The following is an 18,514-nucleotide window of genomic DNA, read 5'->3' as shown; positions in this document are numbered from 1 at the left end:
GGCAGCCATGCGTTTTTTGCAGAGATGCGCTTCAACTGCCTGTCCCACACGCCTGCGTCAAGCACGGATTTTTTCCTTCATCGGTCAACAATTCTGACCTATAATGCCGCCCAAAGCCATCACGCACGGAGGAGACGCAGGATGAGCAAGCAGGAATTCTCGCTGGCCGACCGCTTCGATCTGTCGAAGTCCCACGTTTTGTTGAACGGAACCCAAGCCCTGGTTCGGCTGATGCTGATGCAGGCGGCACGCGACAAGGCGGCGGGTCTGGATACGGCGGGCTATGTGACCGGCTATCGCGGCTCGCCCCTGGGCGGTGTGGACCTGCAAATGATGCGCGAGGGCAAGCGCTTGTCGGAAGCCGGCGTGCTGTTTCAGCCGGGATTGAACGAAGATCTTGCCGCCACGGCAATCTGGGGCAGCCAGCAGGCCGAACTGCGCGGCGAGGGCAAGCATGACGGCGTGTTCGCGCTGTGGTACGGCAAGGGGCCGGGCGTGGATCGCAGCGGCGACGTGATGCGGCACGCGAACATGGCGGGTTCGTCGAGACATGGCGGCGTGGTCATGGCGATGGGTGACGACCATACCGGCGAAAGCTCGACCGTGCTGCACCAGTCGGATTGGGCCATGATCGACGCCTATATCCCGGTTCTGTCGCCTGCGGGGGTGCAGGAAATCCTTGATCTCGGGCTTTATGGTTTCGCGCTGTCGCGTTTCGCCGGCGTCTGGACCGGCCTGAAGACGATGAAGGACACGGTCGAGGCCACCGCGGTCGTGAACGGCGATCCGCATCGGCTGAATTTCGTGAGCCCGGATTTCGTCATGCCCGAGGGCGGGCTGAACATCCGCCTGGGCGACACGCCGGTGGCGCAGGAAGCGCGGATGATCGATTACAAGCGTTGGGCGGCCGAGGCGTTTTCCCGTGCCAACCGCATCGACCGCAAGCATTGGGGCAAACCCGGCGCCAAGATCGGCTTTGTCGCCGCCGGCAAGAACTGGCTGGATCTGGTCCATGCGCTGTCGCTGCTGGGTATCGACGAGGCCGAGGCCGAACGGCTGGGCCTGACCACTTACAAGGTCGGGCAGACCTGGCCGCTGGACATGAAGTCCATGCAGGAATGGTCCGAGAACCTGGATCTCATCGTCTGCGTCGAGGAAAAGCGCAAGCTGATCGAGGTGCAGCTGAAAGAGGCCATCTTCGACAACCGCCACGGCCGGCGGGTGCATGGATGGAAGCACGACCGAACCCACGAGGAACTGTTTCCGACACGCTATGCGCTGGATCCGGTGATGATCGCGCAGAAGATCGGCGGAATCCTGATCGAAGAGGGGCGCGGGACCGAACATATCAAGGCCGGACTGGAACGGCTGACCGAGGTGCGCCGCAATGATAACGCACCTGAGATTTCGACCAGAACGCCCTGGTTCTGTTCGGGTTGTCCGCATAATACGTCCACGAAGCTGCCCGAGGGAAGCCGCGCCTATGCCGGGATCGGCTGTCACTACATGGTGCAGTGGATGGGCCGTGAAACGACCGGCTTCACCCATATGGGCGGCGAGGGGGTCAACTGGGTCGGCGAGGCCCCGTTCAGCACGCGCGGCCATGTCTTTCAGAACCTTGGCGACGGAACCTATAATCATTCGGGAATTCTGGCGGTCCGTGCGGCGATCGCCGCGGGCACCAATATCACCTACAAGATCCTCTATAACGACGCCGTCGCGATGACCGGCGGTCAGCCCAACGAGGGCGATCTGACCGCGCCCCAGATCGCGCGGGAACTGGTGGCGATGGGCGTCGATCCGGTCATTGTGGTCTATGACGAAAAGGAAGACGTGGACCGCAAGAGCTTTCCCCAGGGGATGCGCTTTGAGGAACGCGCCGAGATGATGAACGTCCAGCGCCAACTGGAAGATGCCCGCGGCGTCAGTGCGATCCTCTATATCCAGACCTGCGCCGCCGAAAAGCGCCGCCGCCGCAAGAAGGGACAATTCCCCGACCCCGACCGGCGCGTCTGGATCAACCCCGAAGTCTGCGAAGGTTGCGGCGATTGCTCGGTGCAGTCGAATTGTGTCTCGATCGTGCCGCTTGATACCGAACTGGGCCGCAAGCGGCAGATCGACCAGTCCAGTTGCAACAAGGATTACTCCTGTCTCAAGGGGTTCTGCCCCAGCTTCGTTACCGTCAAGGGCGGCAGGCTGCGCAAGCCCAGGGCCGAGGCGTTCGACATGCCGGATCTTCCGGCGCCCGCGCTGCCCACGATCAGCGGCACCCACAACATCGTCATAACCGGCGTCGGCGGAACCGGCGTCGTGACCATCGGCGCGGTGCTGGCGCAGGCCGCGCAGATCGACGGCAAGGGTGCGGGCATGATGGAAATGGCGGGGCTGGCGCAGAAGGGCGGCGCGGTCCATATCCATCTGCGACTGGCCGACCGCCCCGAGGATATCAGTGCGATCCGCGTGGCGACAGGCGAGGCCGATTGCATCATCGGCGGCGATCTGGTGGTGACGGCGGGGGCCAGGACCATCGGCTTGATGACGCAGGCGCGCACCGGCGCGGTGGTGAACGAACACGAGATCATCACCGGCGATTTCACCCGTTTTCGCGACTTTCAGATCCCAGCGGATCGGCTGAAGCTGGCGCTTCAGGCACGGCTGGGCGATCGGGTTGCCTTTTTCGACGCCAACGATCTGGCGCTGCGGATGCTGGGCGATTCGATCTATTCCAACATGCTGGTTCTGGGCGCGTGCTGGCAGCAGGGCCTGATCCCGCTGAGCCACGAGGCCATTGCCGAGGCGATCCGTCTGAACGGCGCCAAGGTCGATGAAAACCTGCGCGCCTTCGAAATGGGGCGGTGCGCGATGACCTTCCCAGACTTGTTGAAGAAGCCGGCGGATGTATCTGAATTGCCTGTCGATCCCGTGGTCTATCGTGAATCGCGCCTGGTTGCCTATCAGGGCAGACGGCTGGCAAGAAAATTCCGCGAACTGGTCGATGCGGCGCCGCCCGAGCTACGCGAAAGCATCGCAAGGGGTTATTACAAGCTGCTGGCCTACAAGGACGAATACGAGGTCGCCCGGCTGCATCTGACCACTGCCGATCAGGTCGCCTCGCAATGGGAAGGCGACACCAGGCTGTCGTTCCACCTGGCCCCGCCGGCGCTGACCGGCAAGGACGCGGATGGCCGTCCGAAAAAGCGGGAATTCGGGCCGTGGATGCTGAAGGCCTTCCGGATCCTGGCGGCGATGAAAGTGCTGCGCGGCACGCCCTTCGACCCGTTCGGCTACGGGGCCGAGCGCAAGCGCGAACGCGCCATGATCCGCGAGTATGAAACCGACATGCGCGAAGTTCTGGCCGGCACGAATGACGCGACCCTGCCGATCGCGATAGAACTGGCCGAGCTGCCGCTGAGCGTCCGCGGCTATGGTCCCGTCAAGGACAGGGCCGCCGACGAGGCGGCCATCCGGCGCAGGGAATTGTTGCAGCAGTTCCGATCGGGCGATGCACCGAGGCGTGAAGCCGCCGAATGATCTGGGTCATTCCCAAACCGCCCGCGGCGTCCTAGAAGGGCGCGCAGGCTATGGGAGTGGCGACATGGCGGTTGGCGTTTTCGATTCGGGTCTGGGCGGGCTGACCATCCATCAGGCCATCGCCGCCCGCCTGCCGGATCTGCCGCTGGTCTATCTGGGCGACAATGCCCATGCCCCCTATGGGGTGCGGACCGCCGACGACATCTTCGATCTGACCTGTGCCGGTGTGTCGCGGCTGTGGGATGAGGGTTGCGATCTTGTGATTCTGGCCTGCAATACAGCCAGCGCGGCCGCGCTGCGGCGCATTCAGGAAACCTGGCTGCCCCAGGACAAGCGCGTGCTTGGGGTCTTCGTTCCGATGATCGAGGCGCTGACCGAACGGCAATGGGGCGACAATTCGCCGCCCCGCGAGGTCTCGGTCAACCAGGTGGCGCTGTTCGCGACACCCGCGACGGTTGCCAGCCGCGCCTTTCAGCGCGAACTGGCCTTTCGCGCGGTCGGCGTCGATGTCGAGGCGCAGCCCTGCGGTGGGGTCGTCGATGCCATTGAAATGGGTGACGAAATTCTGGCTGAGGCGCTGGTCACCAGCCATGTCGAGGCGCTGCTGCGTCGGATGCCGAACCCCGAGGCGGCGATTCTGGGCTGCACCCATTATCCGCTGGTCGAGGCCGCGTTCCAACGCGCGCTCGGGGACAATGTGGCGGTCTATTCGCAGGCGGGGCTGGTCGCGGCAAGCCTTGCGGATTATCTTGATCGTCGGCCCGAGTTTCTGGGCGCGGGCCGGGTGGCGAAATATCTGACGACCGGCGATCCCGTGCGTGTTTCGGGCAAGGCCACGCAATTCCTGCGCCGGCCGATCCGGTTCGAAGCGATCTGAGGAGAACGCGATGGCAGGTCTGAAACCGCTGAAGAAACGCCGCCGCGTTCAGGTTCTGATCGGCGCATCGGTCGCCTTGCTGATCGCCGTCGGGCTGATCGGATACGGGTTCCGGGACGGGATCAACCTGTATCGTTCGCCCACGCAGGTCAGCCAGCGCGCGCCGGCGCCGGACGAATATTTCCAGCTTGGCGGGCTGGTAAAGGACGGCTCGATCGTGAAGCGCGGCGGCGTGGCCTTCGATTTCGTCATCACCGATGGCGCGGCCGAGATCCCCGTGACCTATATCGGCCGCGATCCGCGTCCCGATCTTTTCAAGGAAGGTCAGGGCACCATCGCAAAGGGCTGGTATCGCGACGGTCGCTTCGAGGCGCAAAGCCTTCTGGCCAAGCATGACGAGACCTATATGCCGCGCGAGGTGGTCGATACGCTGAAGGATGCGGGCGTCTACCAGGATCCGAATTCCTGAGACGCGGCGCCGGGCGGGCTGCCTGTCCAGCGGGGACGGGTCGCTCGAACCCGCGGCGGCAGGGGCGCGACCATGTGCGATGCCTGAGGATCACGACATGCAACGGGCGTTCGGTTAACAGATGGTTAACCGGAGCCGATCACCTTTCGGGCTTTCCGTCGTTCTGACGGCTGGCTTTCAAGGGGACCGGAATGCCGAGTGTCGAAGAAATCGCGCGAGAGATCGTCGCCCGCGAGGGTGGCTATGTGAATGACCCCGACGATCCCGGTGGCGCGACCAATCATGGCGTGACCATCGGGACGATGCGGCAGTTGGGCATGGATCTGAACCGGGACGGGCGGATCGACGCAGCCGATGTCAAGGCGCTGACCCGCGCCCAGGCCGAACAGATTTTCGTGCTGCATTATTTCCGCAAGCCGCGTCTGTCCGAGTTGCCGGAAAAGGTGCAGCCGAGCGTTTTCGACATGTATGTCAATGCCGGTGCTAATGCGGTGAAGATCCTGCAAAGGCTGGTTTCGCGCATGGGGTTTCCGGCGCAGGCGGACGGCGTGGTGGGGCCGAAGACCATCGCCGCCGTCGCCGACGCTGCCGAGGCTGCGCCCGACCATCTGGCCGACGCCTACGGAATTGCGCGACGGAACTATTATTACGCCCTCGCCGATCAGCGCCCGGCCAGCCGCAAATATGCGCGCACCAAGATCGGTGGAAAAGGCGGCTGGATCACCCGGGCCGAGGAGTTCATGGCCCCGAAATACCGGCTGACCGAGGCCGAACATCGTGAAAGGACCGCAAGATGGGCGTGATCGACCGATTTCTGGGCGTATCGCAAGGTGTCGGCGCGCTTGGCAGTGCCGCCACCGGCATGGCCGAAGTCTTTACCCAGAACGCGACCCGCAAGATGGAGCTTGAGGAACAGGCCTATGCCCGCGCCATCAACCAGTTGGGACAGGAATTCCAGATCGCGCGGCCGGGTTTCTTCGATAGTTTCATCAACGGGTTGAACCGGCTGCCGCGCCCTCTGCTGGCGCTTGGGACGATGGGTCTGTTCGTTTATGCGATGGTCGAGCCGGCCGGTTTCGGGATCCGCATGGAGGGCTTGCAGCAGGTGCCCGAGCCGCTTTGGTGGCTTCTGGGTGCCATCGTCGGATTCTATTTCGGTGCCCGCGAGGCGTATTATTTCCGCAACAAGGGCTGGCCTGCGAAAAAGGGCGCCGCAACCGTCAGCAAGGAGGGGCAAGGCGACGCCGCGGCCTTGACCGGCGCGATCCGCCCCGAGGACGATTTCGCCGACAACGCGGCCCTGCGCGACTGGGTCGCCAGCCTGCGCGGATAGGTCACACGGGAAACCGTGGGCTACGGCCAAAGGGGGGCTTTCCCCCCTTTTTTTGTTGCCATATGCTGCGGTCAGAAAGGGAGGACGACCCAGATGACCGCAGAATTCGGCCACTTCGCCCTGGTCCTGGCCTTCGCCGTGGCGCTGTTTCAGATGATCGTGCCGATGGTCGGCGCGTCAAAAGGCTGGCAGGGCTGGATGGATAGTGCGCGGCCCGCCGCGATCATGCAATTCGTGTTGACCGGTCTGTCCTTCGCGGCTCTGACCGTTGCCTTCGTGACCTCGGATTTCTCGCTGAAGCTGGTCTATGAGAATTCGCATACCGCAAAGCCGATGCTGTACAAGTTTACCGGCGTCTGGGGCAATCACGAGGGTTCGTTGCTGCTGTGGGTGCTGATCCTGGCGCTGTTCGGCGCGGCGGCGGCGGTCTTTGGCGGCAATTTGCCGCCCAGCCTGCGGGCTCGGGTGCTGTCGGTTCAGGCTTCGATCGGGGTGGCTTTCTACGCTTTCATCATCTTCACATCCAACCCGTTCCTGCGGCTGGCCGACCCGCCGTTCAACGGACGCGACCTGAACCCGCTGCTGCAGGATCCCGGCCTCGCGTTCCATCCGCCGTTCCTGTATCTGGGCTATGTCGGGCTGTCGATGGCGTTCAGCTTTGCCATCGCCGCGCTGATCGAAGGGCGGGTCGATGCCGCCTGGGCCCGCTGGGTCCGGCCCTGGACATTGGCTGCATGGATGTTTCTGACGACGGGCATTTCGATCGGATCCTGGTGGGCCTATTACGAACTGGGCTGGGGTGGCTTCTGGTTCTGGGACCCGGTCGAGAATGCCAGCTTCATGCCCTGGCTTCTGGCCGCCGCCCTGATGCATTCCGCCATCGTTGTCGAAAAGCGTGAATCGCTGAAAAGCTGGACGATCCTGCTGGCGATCATGGCCTTCGGTTTCTCGATGATCGGAACGTTCATCGTGCGTTCCGGCGTGCTTACCTCTGTTCACAGTTTTGCCAGCGATCCGGCGCGCGGGATGTTCATCCTTGGAATCCTGACGGTGTTCGTCGGCGGCGGACTGACGCTCTATGCGGTGCGGGCGCCGGCCATGATGGCCAAGGGCGTGTTCCAGCCGACTTCGCGCGAAGGCGCACTGGTCTTGAACAATGTGCTGCTGGCGGTCTCGGCCTTCGTGGTCTTCATCGGTACGATGTGGCCGCTGTTCGCCGAGGCGATGTGGAATCGCAAGCTGTCGGTCGGCCCGCCATTCTTCAACAAGGCATTCACGCCTTTCATGATCGTGCTGGCGCTGGCGCTGCCCTTGGGTGCGATCATGCCGTGGAAGCGGGCGTTCCTGGGGCGGACGATGCGGCTGTTGCGCGGGCCTTTGATGTTTGCCCTGGCGGTGATGCTTCTGGTCTTCGCAGTCTCGACCGGGCGCAGCGCGGTCGCGGTGATCGGCGCGGGTCTGGGAAGCTGGCTGATCGCCGGCTCTGTCGCCGACCTGATCCATCGCACCGGCAATACCGGTCTGTCGCGGCTGGCGCGGCTGCCGCGCGCCGACTGGGGAAAGGCGATCGCCCATGCCGGGCTGGGTGTGACCTTTGTCGGCGTCGGACTTCTGACCGCCTGGCAGACCGAGGATATCCGCGTTGCCCAAGTCGGCGAAACCTTCGACCTGACGGGCTATCAGATCACGCTGGAAGCGGTGGACAAGGTTCAGGGGCCCAATTACCTCTCGACCATGGCGACGATGGCGGTGGCGCGGGATGGCCGCAGTATCGCCACAACCTATCCGGAAAAGCGGGTCTATCCGGTGCAGGGCATGCCCACGACCGAGGCCGCCATCGTCAACGGCTTCTTCCGTGACATCTATCTGGTCATCGGTGACGAGCAGGCCGGCGGGGGCTGGGCCGTGCGGTCCTATGTCAAACCCTTCGCCAACTGGATCTGGCTGGGCGCGATCATGATGGCGCTTGGCGGTTTGGTCAGCCTGTCGGACCGCCGCTACCGGGTGGCGGCTGGCGCGCGTTCCTCCACGCCGGCCCGCGCGGTTCCGGCGGAATGAGCCGGCTTGCGCTGATCCTGATGCTTCTGCTGGCGCCCTTCGCGGCGCTGGCGGTTCAGCCCGATGAGGTTCTTGACAATCCCGTCCTTGAAAGCCGTGCCCGCGATATTTCGCAAAAGATGCGTTGTCCGGTTTGTCAGGGCGAGTCTATCGACGAATCCAACGCTGGGGTCAGCCGCGATCTGCGCCTCTATATCCGCGAGCGGCTGGTGGCGGGTGACAGTGACGCCGAGGTCGTCGATGCCGTCGTGGACCGTTTCGGCGAGTTCGTGCTGTTCGATCCGCCGATGCGCGGTATCAATCTTCTGCTGTGGTTCGCGGCGCCGGTGGCGGCCCTGCTGGGCCTGATCCTCGCCTTCGTCTTCCTGCGCGGCCGGTCCCGCGCCGCGTCCTCGATCCGCGATCTGAACGAGGCCGAGCGTGCTCGGCTGGACGAAATCATGCACGAGTGACGCGGGGTCGCGCTTTCGCAGGCTGCATTCCGGCGCCATGATCCCCAAGAGACGCGGGGGAACATTGCATGACCCATGAGACCATCCAGTTCGCTGTCGCCGATGGCATCGCCACGCTTGTCCTGAACCGGCCGGAGGTGATGAACGCGCTGAATTCACGGATGCGGGCCGAGATCACCGAGGCATTGACGACCCTTCCCGAAGAGGCGCGCTGCGTTGTTCTGACCGGATCGGGGCGGGCTTTCTGTTCGGGTCAGGATCTTGGCGATGCCGGCGCCGCCGCGGATCTGGAGGCCACGCTGCGCGATGAATACGAACCGATGCTGCGTGCGATCACCGGCTGCCGGGCACCCGTCATCGCGGCCGTGAACGGAGTCGCCGCCGGCGCGGGGGCCAATCTGGCCCTGGCCGCCGACGTCGTGATCGCGGCTGAAGGCGCCAGCTTCATCCAGGCCTTCACGAGGATCGGGCTTGTCCCGGATGCCGGCGGCACCTTCATCATTCCGCGCGCCATCGGCGCTGCGCGCGCGATGGGCATGATGCTTTTCGCCGATGCGATTCCGGCCCGACAAGCGGCGGACTGGGGCCTGATCTGGGATGCTGTCGCCGACGCCGACTTCGCCGAGGAGGTCGCCGCACGCGCCCGGAAGCTGGCTCAGGGGCCGACCGGCGCCTATCTGTCGATCCGCCATGCGCTCGCGGCTGCGTTCTGCAATGACATGGAGACGCAACTGGCGCTGGAAGCCCGGTTGCAGGGCGAGGCCGGTCGCAGCGCCGATTTCCGCGAGGGGGTCGCGGCCTTTCTGGAAAAGCGTCCGGCGCGCTTTATCGGACGCTAGGCAATCTGGACAAAGCGCGGCCTGTGGTCGCGATTATCGAAGAAGGGCACGGTTCCAGGCACCGGCAGAGCCGATCCAGGCGGCAGATTGCGGACAAGCTGGGCCAGTTCGGCCAACACGACCTCGGTGATGAAGGGCAGGTTCAGGGCGCGCGCCTTTGCCAAGGGAACCCAATGCAGGTGTGAAAGCTCGTCGCAGGCGCGGCTGAAATCGTCGGGATCGCCGGCGATTTCAGCCGCATCGGCCACGAAAAAACGTGCATCGAAGCGTCGGGGCCGACCCGGCGGCGTGATCGCGCGGAAGACATAGATCAGGGCCGACGGATCGGGCAACAGCCCCGCCTCGGCATAGCCGGGCCACGGGCAGGCCGCGCCACCCTGCCTGCCGATCAGCAGGCCGGTCTCTTCGGCCAGTTCCCGCAGGGCTGCGGCGGCGAAGGCGTGGACATCGCAGGGCGCGCCCTCGCGCAGTCCAGCCGCCAGGCGGGTTGCATGAGGCGCGGTCAGGGTTCCGGCCAGCGGCGCGGTCGCGTCGCTTGGATCGACCGCGCCACCCGGGAAAACGTATTTCGACGGCATGAAGGCCGCTTTCGCGCCACGCATTCCCATCAGCACCCGGCTGCCGGCCTCGTCGCGGCGCATCAGGATGATCGTCGCCGCGTCGCGGATTGGCGGTTCGGCTTCGGTCACGTCGAGGCAGGCTCGGCGTCGATTCCGAAACCATGCATCCGCTTGGCCCATTGCAGCCCGATCATGGCTCCCTTGATCCGCGGCAGCAGCAGCAGCGACAGGATCACCGCCCCAAGCCCGAAACCGACGATCATGGTTGCGGCCGAGGGACGGAAGGCGACAAAAAACGCCAGAAGAAGCGGCGCACCCAGATGCGAGACCAGCAGAACCGTCATATAGGCCGGTCCGTCATCGGCCCGCTGGTGGTGCAACGCCTCGCCACATTCGGGGCAAAGATCGGTCACGTTCAGATAGCTCCGGAACAGCCTGCCTCGGCCGCAGGCAGGACAGCGCCCGCGCGCGCCAAGCAGCATGGCCCGCCGCGTCGGACGGTCTTCGGCCGGCAGGCTGGCGAGGGATGTCTGGCCTTGGCTGGGCATGGCGGTCTCCGTGGCAAGGGGCGCGGGCGGTGGGTGCCAATCTAAGCCCTTGGCGCCGCTTTCGCCAGTCCGCCTTTACTTTCGCGCCATGGCCGGGACTCATGCGGCACGTTCGGATTGCGCCAGCATGACACGGTTGCGTCCCAGCGACTTGGCGACGATCAGGGCCCGATCGGCCCGTTCCATCGACAATTCGGCCAGAGTTTCGGCCCGCATATCCACGGTGGGCGGGTGGGCAACCGCCGCGCCGACCGAGACGGTGACCCTGACCCGTCCGCCGCCGGACAACTGCGGCAGGACGATGCCGTCTGCCTCGATGCGCCGGCGGATCGTCTCGGCCATGTCGCAGGCTCCTGCCTCGTCGGTCTCGGGCAGCACGATCATAAACTCCTCTCCGCCCAGGCGCGCGGTCATCCCGGCCTCGGGTACCGAGGCGGCGATTCGGGCTGCGACATCGCGAAGAACCGCGTCGCCCGCAGGATGGCCGAAGCGATCGTTGATCGTCTTGAATCGATCCAGATCCAGCGCCAGCACCGCGAAGGGCCGACGCTGCCGGATCGCATCGCCGGCCATCGCCGCCAGCCGGGGCAGGGCGAAGCGCCGGTTGTGCAGGCCGGTCAGCGGATCGGTCATGGCCCAGACCATATTGCGCTGCGTTTCCGCCCGGCGGCGGTCGGCGTCGCGCTTGCGGTGCAACTGGCCCTCGACCGCCAGCGCCGCCATTTCGGGATTGCTGCCGCTGCCCAGATCCATCGGCAGAACCTCGCCCGCGCCCAAATCCAGCGCAATGGCTGACAACTCGCTGCGTTCGGGCAAGGTGGCCACGATAAAGGCCGCATGGCGCGAGCCGTGGCGCGAGCGCAGTTCCGACAGCAGCCGCAAACCGTCACCGCGCCCCTCGATATCGGCGGCGATCAGATAAAGATCGGCACCTTCGCCGGTCACGGCAAGGCTCAGCGCCTCTTCGGGATTGTTTATGCGGAACTGGCAATGCAGCCGCGATTGCAGGCCATGGCGCCAGCGCAGGGCGCGGCCGGGGTTGTCGGCAACCAGCGTGACGCGATCTTCGCGGGCATGGCGGAACGGTGCGGCGGCCTCGCGCATCGCGCCGACCTGTTCGGCTACATCTTCGGCATCGCGCAGCAGACCGCGAATGCGCGCCAGCAGGATCTGTTCGTCCGCGGCGGGATCCAGGACAGCCGCCGCACCTGCCCGTAAAGCCTCGATTCGCACCTGCGCATCGGCTATCGCAAGGATCGTCACTTCGGGATATTCGACGTGGATCAGTCCGCACAGATCGACCAGCGCGCAATCGGGAAAACCCGAGGCCAGAAGCACCAGGTCGGGCTTGCCCTCGCGAAGGTGCTGCAAAAGCTGGGCGCTGCTTGCCGCGGTCAGCACGCCATGGCACGCCGACCCCAACCGCACCTTCATCATGATGCGCGTCGTGGCCGTTCCGTCAGCAACGATGATGCGAGCCGTCATCAGCCTTCAGACCCCTTCCTGCCCGTTTCGGCGAAGAATCACAGGATTTCCTTAACAAAGTGTTTCCGCTATTCGGAGCCGGCGGAAATCCGCGCAAAACTCACGCAGGGGTGACCCATGGCCTATTCGCCCGAACAGGCACGCGAGCTGGCGTTGTCGGCGCTGATCTGGATGACGGAAGATCCTGACCTGATTCAGGGCTTTCTCGGCGCGACGGGGCTGAGGCCCGAGGATCTTCGCGCCATGGCCAGCGACGCGGATTTGGCGGTCCATGTTCTTGATTTTGTGCTGCAGGCGGATGAACGCGTGCTGCGGGTGGCGCAGGCGCTTCAGATCAAGCCGGAAGAGGTGATGACCGCCCGCACCATCCTGGCCGGCCCCGGCAGTCACGGCTGGAGCATCGATTAGCCCCGGTCTTACCGGTTTCTTCACTTTTCGGCGCTAGGCTTACGCCAAAAGGAAGGTGAGAGATGCAGACATTGCTCGATCGCGCCATCGGCGAATTCATGCGTGAGGTCTATGGGATCGAGCGTTGGCAGGACATTCTGGATCAGATGTCGCAGGGGCTGATCGATACCGGACCTGATGGCGCCGGCTATGCCGGCGCGATGCGCGAGGCCGCCCGCAGGCTGGCCAAGCCCGAAGCGGACCTGTTCGAGGATCTGGGCGCATGGCTGGCGCGGCACGAACCGATCCGCCGATTGCTCCGCTTTTCGGGCAGCAACTTCCGCGATTTCGTGATGCGGCTGGACGAATTGCCGGACCGCGCCCATATGGTCGTGCCGGAACTGCGAATGCCGTCGATCCTGATCCGGCAAGACGATTCCAATACGGTGACGATCGAACTGACCGAGGCTCAGGCGGGCTGGCCACCAGTGCTGGGCGGTATCCTGCGCGGGATGGCGGATGATTATGGCGCGCTTGGGCTGATTCTGGTCGAGGGCGATGTCATCACGGTCCGCATCTCGGACGAATCCTTTTCGGAAGATCGCGGCTTTCAACTCGGCGATCCCTATCACGCCGCGACGGCGTCCCGCTGATGCGGATCCCCGAACCGCAGATCAGCTTCTCGACGCCGACGCTTCAGCGGCTCTTGCCGATGCATCTGCTGATGGCACCGGATGGCGAAATCCTGGGGACCGGGCCGACCCTGCGCAAGGTTCTGGGCCGGAAATGCCGGAAGATCGGCGAGGTTCTGACCCAGGCGCGCGCAACGACCGGGCAGTCGCTGATCGACGAAATCGCGACGGCCGCCACGCGGGGCGAACGGCTTTTCCTGCGTCTGACCGAGCCGCCGCACCTGACCCTCAGGGGTCATGCAGTAGCCGCGGCGGGGTCCGAAACCGCGATTTTGATCAATCTGGGCTTCGGTATCGGACTGACCGACGCGGTCAGCCATGCCGGATTGACGGATCAGGATTTCGCGCCGGCGGAACTGGCGATGGAGCTGCTGTTCCTGCACGAGGCCAACCGCGCCGCCCTGAGCGAGTTGTCGAACTTCAATCAGCAATTGCAGGCCGCGCGCGAGGCGGCCGAGTTGCAGGCGCATACCGATCCACTGACCGGACTGACCAACCGCCGGGGCGTGGAACTGGTCCTGTCAGCCGCGCTGAAGACATTCCGCGATGGCAAGGGCGCAGGATTCGCGCTGGCGCAGCTTGATCTTGACCGGTTCAAGGACGTGAACGACCGGTTGGGCCACGCGGCGGGCGACCGGGTCCTGTGCGACGTTGCCGATATCCTGAAGGAAGCGATCCGCAGCAACGATACCGCCGCGCGGGTCGGCGGCGACGAATTCCTGCTGATCCTGCGCGACCTGAACGATGCCGCGACGCTGGACCGGCTTGCCTGCCGGATTATCCGGCGCATCGAAGAACGGATCCCCGAAAAACTGCCGGGCTGCACCGTTTCCGCAAGCGTCGGGATCGTTCTTTCCGAACACTACCGAAACCTGACGGAAGACCGGATCCTGCATGATGCCGACGTGGCGCTGTACCGGTCGAAATACGGCGGTCGCGGCAGGGTGACGATCCTGTCCGAGGTTCTTCCGGTGGAACCTGCCTTGCCGGCAGGAACGGTTGCGCAAGACGATGCCGATCGACTAGATCGAACGGATGATGACGGGATTTCCCATCGCGCATGAAGGGATGCGCATCGGTCTGCTGGGAGGCTCGTTCGATCCGCCCCACGCGGGACATGTCAACATCACCCAGGCCGCCTTTCGCCGATTCCGTCTGGATCGTGTCTGGTGGCTGGTTTCACCGGGGAATCCGCTGAAGACGCGCGGGCCCGCGCCGCTGGGGCAAAGGATGCAGGCGGCGCAGACGCTGGTGCAGGATCCCCGCGTCGTGATCAGTGATCTGGAGGCGCGGATGAACACGCGGATCAGCGCGGACACGATCGCCGCCATGCGTCGTCGCTGGCCGGGCGTACGTTTCATCTGGCTTATGGGCTCGGACAATCTGGTCCAGTTTCACCTCTGGGACCGCTGGCAAGAAGTCGCGGCGGCGGTGCCGATCGGAGTTCTGGCGCGGCCGGGAACACGAACTGCCGCCCGTCACTCGGTCGCGGCGAAAAAACTGCAACGCTGGCGGCTGCCGCTTGCCGCGGCGGCCGGCCTGGCCGATCGCAGACCGCCCGCCTGGGTGCTGGTCAATCTGCCGATGTCGGCCCATTCCTCGACCGCGCTTCGCCTCGTGCGGCCGGACCTGAGGGATCCGCCGTGACGGGCTGTTCCAGCCGCCGCGGCCTGTTGGCGGGAATCGCCGCCCTCTGCCTCGCCCGGACCGCGCGGGCAGAGACGCCGCAGGCCGCGCGTCCGCCGGCAAGGCCGCTGCCGGATGCGGCGCAGCTGATCCGGGCATCCGGTCTGGCGGGCACGACAGGCTATGCCCTGGTCGATCCGTTGCAGGGTCGGATAATGGCGGAAGGGGGCGCCGCGATGCCGTTTTCGCCCGCCAGCACGATGAAGGCGATCACCGCACTTTACGCGCTGGATCGGCTGGGGCAGACCCACCGTTTCCGGACGCGTGTGCTGCGGGCGGACGATATGCTGATCCTTGCAGGCGGCGGCGATCCGGTCCTGTCGTCGGATGACCTTGATCGGCTGGCCGCCGATCTGGTTGCCGCCGGTGCGGCCACTCCGGCGCGCTTTGCCGTCTGGGGCGGTGCATTGCCGCAAATCGAGGAAATTGCGCCCCCGCAGGCCGATTGGCTGGCCTATAACCCGGCCTTGTCGGGGATGATCCTCAATTTCAACCGGGTGTATCTGAACTGGCGTCGCGCCGATGGACGGATGCAGATGTCGCTGAAGGCGCGGGCAGAGCGGCATTCGCCCCGCGCCTACACGATCACTGTCGCGCCCGGCGATCAGCCCGATCTGTTCTCTTATCGCAGCGAGGACGGGATCGAGGCCTGGACCGTCTCGCGCGCCGCCATCGCCCAGCCGGGCAGCCGCTGGCTGCCGGTGCGCAAGCCAGAGCTTTACGCGGGCGACGTGTTCCAGACGTTGTGCCGCGCGCGCGGCCTGGTGCTGCCCCGGCCCGACACGATCCGGATGCTGCCCGTGGCCGAAGAGGTCGCAGCCTTGGACAGCCCGCCATTGATCACGATCCTGCGCGACATGTTGTATTATTCGACCAACCTGACCGCCGAAGTCGTCGGGTTGCAGGCCAGCGGTGCCCCCGATACCGCCAGTTCGGCCCGTGCCATGCAGGATTGGCTGGCGACGAAGGGGCAGGGCGCGGGGTTCCAGCTTCGCGACCATTCCGGCCTGTCGGACGACAGTCGCGTGACGGCGAGGGGCATGGCCCTGATGCTGGCCGGTCCGGGGCTCGCGGCAGGGCTGCCCGAACTGCTGAAGACGGATCCGCTGGCCGAGGATCTGGGCCCGGACCCGGACAGATCTGCACAGGTCGCGGCCAAGACGGGAACGCTGAATTTCGTCTCGAACCTCGCGGGTTACGTGACCGGCGCAGACGGAAACCGACGCTGTTTCGCGATCCTGTCCGTCGATCCGGCGCGCCACGAGGCGACCAGCGGACAGGAACAGCCGGCCGGGGTCCGTGCCTGGACGCGCGACGCCAAGCGCTTGCAGCGGCAAATGCTGCAGGCCTGGGCCGGTTCAGGTGGCTGACGAAGCGGTCGGAACCGGGGTTCAGATCACGCGGTGGCGAACCTGTGCCGAAAGCTCGATCGCGGCGGCGTGCAGGCGCGCGATGTTGAGCTGGTCGCGGATTTCGGCCAGCAGCGCGATCTCGCCCTCGTAAAGCCTGCCATCGGCGGCGGCCACATCGCAGGCCAGCGCATAGGCGGTTTCATACAGCTTTTCGGGCAGCGCATCGCGGATCAGCCCGAACAGCGCGTCCAGGCCGTCCTCTTCCTCGAACAGCGTCATCACCGTCTGGCTGGCGGCGCGGATGCGATCCTCGTCGTAATCGGCGAAAACCGGGGCGTGATCGACCATGCGCTGGATCGCCACAAGTTCCGAGGTTCGCATCTGCGCATCCGATGCCGAGACGGCCACCATGACCGCAACCAGCGCGTCGCAGGGCGAAAGTGAGGGCAGGTCGGTGGTCATGGTCGGTTCTCCATCGGTTCGCAGGCAAATTATTGACGATTGCGCCCGCGTTCAATAAGGCGTCGAAGCTTGCAACCGGGAGAAAAGCGATGACCACCCTGCGCGATGCCGCGATGCGTTCGAAGGCCTGGCCGTTCGAAGAGGCGCGCCGGGTGCTGAAACGCTACGATAAGGCGGATCCCGAAAAGGGTTTCGTGCTGTTCGAGACGGGCTACGGCCCCTCGGGCCTGCCGCATATCGGCACCTTCGGTGAGGTTGCCCGCACCACGATGATCCGCCGCGCCTTCGAGATGATCAGCGACATCCCGACCAAGCTGATCTGCTTTTCGGACGACATGGACGGCATGCGCAAGGTGCCCGACAACGTTCCGCAGCAGGACATGCTGCGCCAGCACCTGCAATTGCCGCTGACTTCCGTGCCCGATCCCTTCGGCACCCATGCCAGCTTCGGCGATCACAACAACGCCATGCTGCGGCGCTTTCTGGACACGTTCGGCTTCGACTACGAATTCATCAGCGCCACCGAATTCTACAGATCGGGCCGCTTCGATGCGACCCTGCTGGACGCGGCCGCGCGTTACGACGCGATCATGGAGGTGATGCTGGCCAGCCTGCGCGAGGAACGCCAGCAGACCTATTCCTGTTTCCTGCCCATCAGTCCGACCACGGGGCGGGTGCTGTATGTGCCGATCAAACATGTCGATGCGGCCAACGGCACGATCACCTTCGATGAGGACGGCGAGGAATTGACGCTGCCGGTCACGGGCGGGCGGGTAAAGCTGCAATGGAAGCCGGATTTCGGCGCACGCTGGGCCGCACTGGATGTCGATTTCGAGATGTATGGCAAGGATCACAGCACCAACACGCCGATCTATGATGGCATCTGCGAGATTCTGGGCGGCAGAAAGCCCGAGCATTTCACCTATGAACTGTTTCTGGATCAGCATGGCCAGAAGATCAGCAAATCCAAGGGCAACGGGCTGTCGATCGACGAATGGCTGACCTATGCGGCGACCGAAAGCCTTTCCTATTTCATGTATCAGAAGCCGAAAACGGCCAAGCGGATGCATTTCGACGTGATCCCCAAGGCTGTTGACGAATATCACCAGCAGTTGCGCGCCTATCCCGAGCAGGCGCCGGAGCAGCAGCTGGCGAACCCGGTCTGGCATATCCATGGCGGCGAGGTGCCGGCCTCGGACATGGTGGTGCCGTTCCAGATGCTGCTGAACCTGGCCTCGGTCGCGGGGGCCACCGACAAGGAGGGGCTTTGGGGCTTCATCCGTCGCTATGCGCCCGAGGCCAGCCCCCAGACGCATCCCGGTCTGGATCGGGCCGCGGGCTTTGCCGTGCGATACTTCACCGATTTCGTCGCCCCGACGCGGCGGTTCCGCGCCCCGACCGAGGTCGAGCGCCGGGCGATGGAGGATCTGGCCTCGCGGCTGGCCGCATGGGATCAGCCCGCCGATCCCGAGGCGTTGCAAAGCATGGTCTTCGCGATTGGCAAGGATCACGGGTTCGAACCGCTGCGCGACTGGTTCAGCGCACTCTACCAGGTTCTTCTGGGGGCCGATCAGGGACCGCGTTTCGGGGGGTTCATCGCGCTCTACGGCATCGACGAGACGCGCCTGCTGATCGAACGGGCGCTGGCCGGGGAACTGGCCGCAAGTCACTGACGCGCAGGGCTGGAACAGTTCGGACGAAGGCCGCTCTGCTGTCCTGGTCACCATCGCGCGTTGCGTCCCGACCCGGTGCAGCGCGCGCGCGTGCAAGGTTTCGTTAACCG

At 64.9% G+C, this 18,514-nt stretch carries 18 protein-coding genes; 14 read left to right on the top strand and 4 right to left on the bottom strand.

The window, feature by feature from the left end; genetic code table 11:
• The first annotated feature begins 141 nt into the window (after window positions 1–141).
• The 8 genes from AC13CR_RS17690 (at window position 142) to AC13CR_RS17655 (ending at window position 9,559) form a co-directional block, all read left to right on the top strand.
• Window positions 142–3,531, top strand: coding sequence for an indolepyruvate ferredoxin oxidoreductase family protein (locus AC13CR_RS17690; protein WP_446236147.1), 3,390 nt, complete (start codon window positions 142–144; stop codon window positions 3,529–3,531).
• A 64-nt stretch (window positions 3,532–3,595) separates the two neighbouring features.
• On the top strand, window positions 3,596–4,408 hold the full coding sequence (locus AC13CR_RS17685; RefSeq protein ID WP_292955531.1) for a glutamate racemase: 813 nt from the start codon (window positions 3,596–3,598) through the stop codon (window positions 4,406–4,408).
• A gap of 10 nt (window positions 4,409–4,418) precedes the next feature.
• The gene (ccmE, locus tag AC13CR_RS17680; protein ID WP_292955527.1) at window positions 4,419–4,877 is read left to right on the top strand and encodes a cytochrome c maturation protein CcmE; all 459 of its coding nucleotides are present in this window, start codon (window positions 4,419–4,421) and stop codon (window positions 4,875–4,877) included.
• Window positions 4,878–5,068: 191 nt separating this feature from the next.
• Window positions 5,069–5,680 (top strand): holin-associated N-acetylmuramidase, encoded by a 612-nt coding sequence (locus tag AC13CR_RS17675; RefSeq protein WP_292978314.1) that lies wholly within the window; start codon window positions 5,069–5,071, stop codon window positions 5,678–5,680.
• Window positions 5,671–6,210 (top strand): holin family protein, encoded by a 540-nt coding sequence (locus AC13CR_RS17670; RefSeq protein ID WP_292955518.1) that lies wholly within the window; start codon window positions 5,671–5,673, stop codon window positions 6,208–6,210. The genes AC13CR_RS17675 and AC13CR_RS17670 overlap by 10 nt, the downstream gene beginning before the upstream one ends.
• 93 nt (window positions 6,211–6,303) lie before the next feature.
• A complete protein-coding gene (locus AC13CR_RS17665; protein ID WP_482900925.1) occupies window positions 6,304–8,268 on the top strand; it encodes a heme lyase CcmF/NrfE family subunit in 1,965 nt (654 codons plus the stop codon).
• Window positions 8,265–8,720 (top strand): cytochrome c-type biogenesis protein, encoded by a 456-nt coding sequence (locus tag AC13CR_RS17660; RefSeq protein ID WP_292955512.1) that lies wholly within the window; start codon window positions 8,265–8,267, stop codon window positions 8,718–8,720. The genes AC13CR_RS17665 and AC13CR_RS17660 overlap by 4 nt, the downstream gene beginning before the upstream one ends.
• Window positions 8,721–8,788: 68 nt before the next feature.
• Window positions 8,789–9,559, top strand: coding sequence for an enoyl-CoA hydratase-related protein (locus AC13CR_RS17655; protein ID WP_292955509.1), 771 nt, complete (start codon window positions 8,789–8,791; stop codon window positions 9,557–9,559).
• Here AC13CR_RS17655 and AC13CR_RS17650 read toward each other — a convergent pair.
• The 3 genes from AC13CR_RS17650 to AC13CR_RS17640 all read right to left on the bottom strand — a co-directional run bounded on the left by AC13CR_RS17650 (window position 9,556) and on the right by AC13CR_RS17640 (window position 12,152).
• Window positions 9,556–10,200, bottom strand: coding sequence for an NUDIX hydrolase (locus AC13CR_RS17650; RefSeq protein WP_349675823.1), 645 nt, complete (start codon window positions 10,198–10,200; stop codon window positions 9,556–9,558). The two genes, AC13CR_RS17655 and AC13CR_RS17650, sit on opposite strands and share 4 nt — an antisense overlap.
• A gap of 44 nt (window positions 10,201–10,244) precedes the next feature.
• Window positions 10,245–10,667, bottom strand: coding sequence for a DUF983 domain-containing protein (locus AC13CR_RS17645; protein WP_414692160.1), 423 nt, complete (start codon window positions 10,665–10,667; stop codon window positions 10,245–10,247).
• A 99-nt stretch (window positions 10,668–10,766) separates the two neighbouring features.
• Window positions 10,767–12,152, bottom strand: coding sequence for a diguanylate cyclase (locus AC13CR_RS17640; protein WP_292955503.1), 1,386 nt, complete (start codon window positions 12,150–12,152; stop codon window positions 10,767–10,769).
• A gap of 117 nt (window positions 12,153–12,269) precedes the next feature.
• On the opposite strand from AC13CR_RS17640, the gene AC13CR_RS17635 reads away from it, so the two are divergent.
• The 5 genes from AC13CR_RS17635 (at window position 12,270) to AC13CR_RS17615 (ending at window position 16,287) form a co-directional block, all read left to right on the top strand.
• Window positions 12,270–12,560, top strand: coding sequence for a DUF3572 domain-containing protein (locus tag AC13CR_RS17635; RefSeq protein WP_292955500.1), 291 nt, complete (start codon window positions 12,270–12,272; stop codon window positions 12,558–12,560).
• Window positions 12,561–12,622: 62 nt separating this feature from the next.
• Window positions 12,623–13,192, top strand: coding sequence for a heme NO-binding domain-containing protein (locus AC13CR_RS17630; RefSeq protein ID WP_292955497.1), 570 nt, complete (start codon window positions 12,623–12,625; stop codon window positions 13,190–13,192).
• A complete protein-coding gene (locus AC13CR_RS17625) occupies window positions 13,192–14,295 on the top strand; it encodes a GGDEF domain-containing protein (RefSeq protein WP_292955494.1) in 1,104 nt (367 codons plus the stop codon). Before AC13CR_RS17630 ends, AC13CR_RS17625 begins: the two co-directional genes overlap by 1 nt.
• Window positions 14,270–14,878 carry a nicotinate-nucleotide adenylyltransferase gene (locus AC13CR_RS17620; protein WP_482900924.1) on the top strand — a complete coding sequence of 203 codons (609 nt, stop codon included), beginning with the start codon at window positions 14,270–14,272 and terminating at the stop codon, window positions 14,876–14,878. Before AC13CR_RS17625 ends, AC13CR_RS17620 begins: the two co-directional genes overlap by 26 nt.
• Window positions 14,875–16,287: a D-alanyl-D-alanine carboxypeptidase gene (locus AC13CR_RS17615; RefSeq protein ID WP_482900923.1), complete on the top strand. Its 1,413-nt coding sequence runs from the start codon at window positions 14,875–14,877 to the stop codon at window positions 16,285–16,287. The genes AC13CR_RS17620 and AC13CR_RS17615 overlap by 4 nt, the downstream gene beginning before the upstream one ends.
• A gap of 21 nt (window positions 16,288–16,308) precedes the next feature.
• On the opposite strand, the gene AC13CR_RS17610 is transcribed toward AC13CR_RS17615, so the two are convergent.
• Entirely contained in the window at window positions 16,309–16,731 is a 423-nt protein-coding gene (locus AC13CR_RS17610; RefSeq protein ID WP_292955485.1) for a tellurite resistance TerB family protein, read from the bottom strand.
• Between the two features lie 89 nt (window positions 16,732–16,820).
• Between AC13CR_RS17610 and AC13CR_RS17605 the strand changes: the two genes are divergently transcribed.
• Window positions 16,821–18,404 carry a lysine--tRNA ligase gene (locus AC13CR_RS17605; RefSeq protein ID WP_292978315.1) on the top strand — a complete coding sequence of 528 codons (1,584 nt, stop codon included), beginning with the start codon at window positions 16,821–16,823 and terminating at the stop codon, window positions 18,402–18,404.
• The last annotated feature ends 110 nt before the right edge of the window (window positions 18,405–18,514 follow it).

Source organism: Paracoccus sp. L-17 (assembly GCF_056857655.1).
Note: the sequence above shows the minus strand (reverse complement) of the source record. Positions and strands in the feature narration are given on the sequence as shown.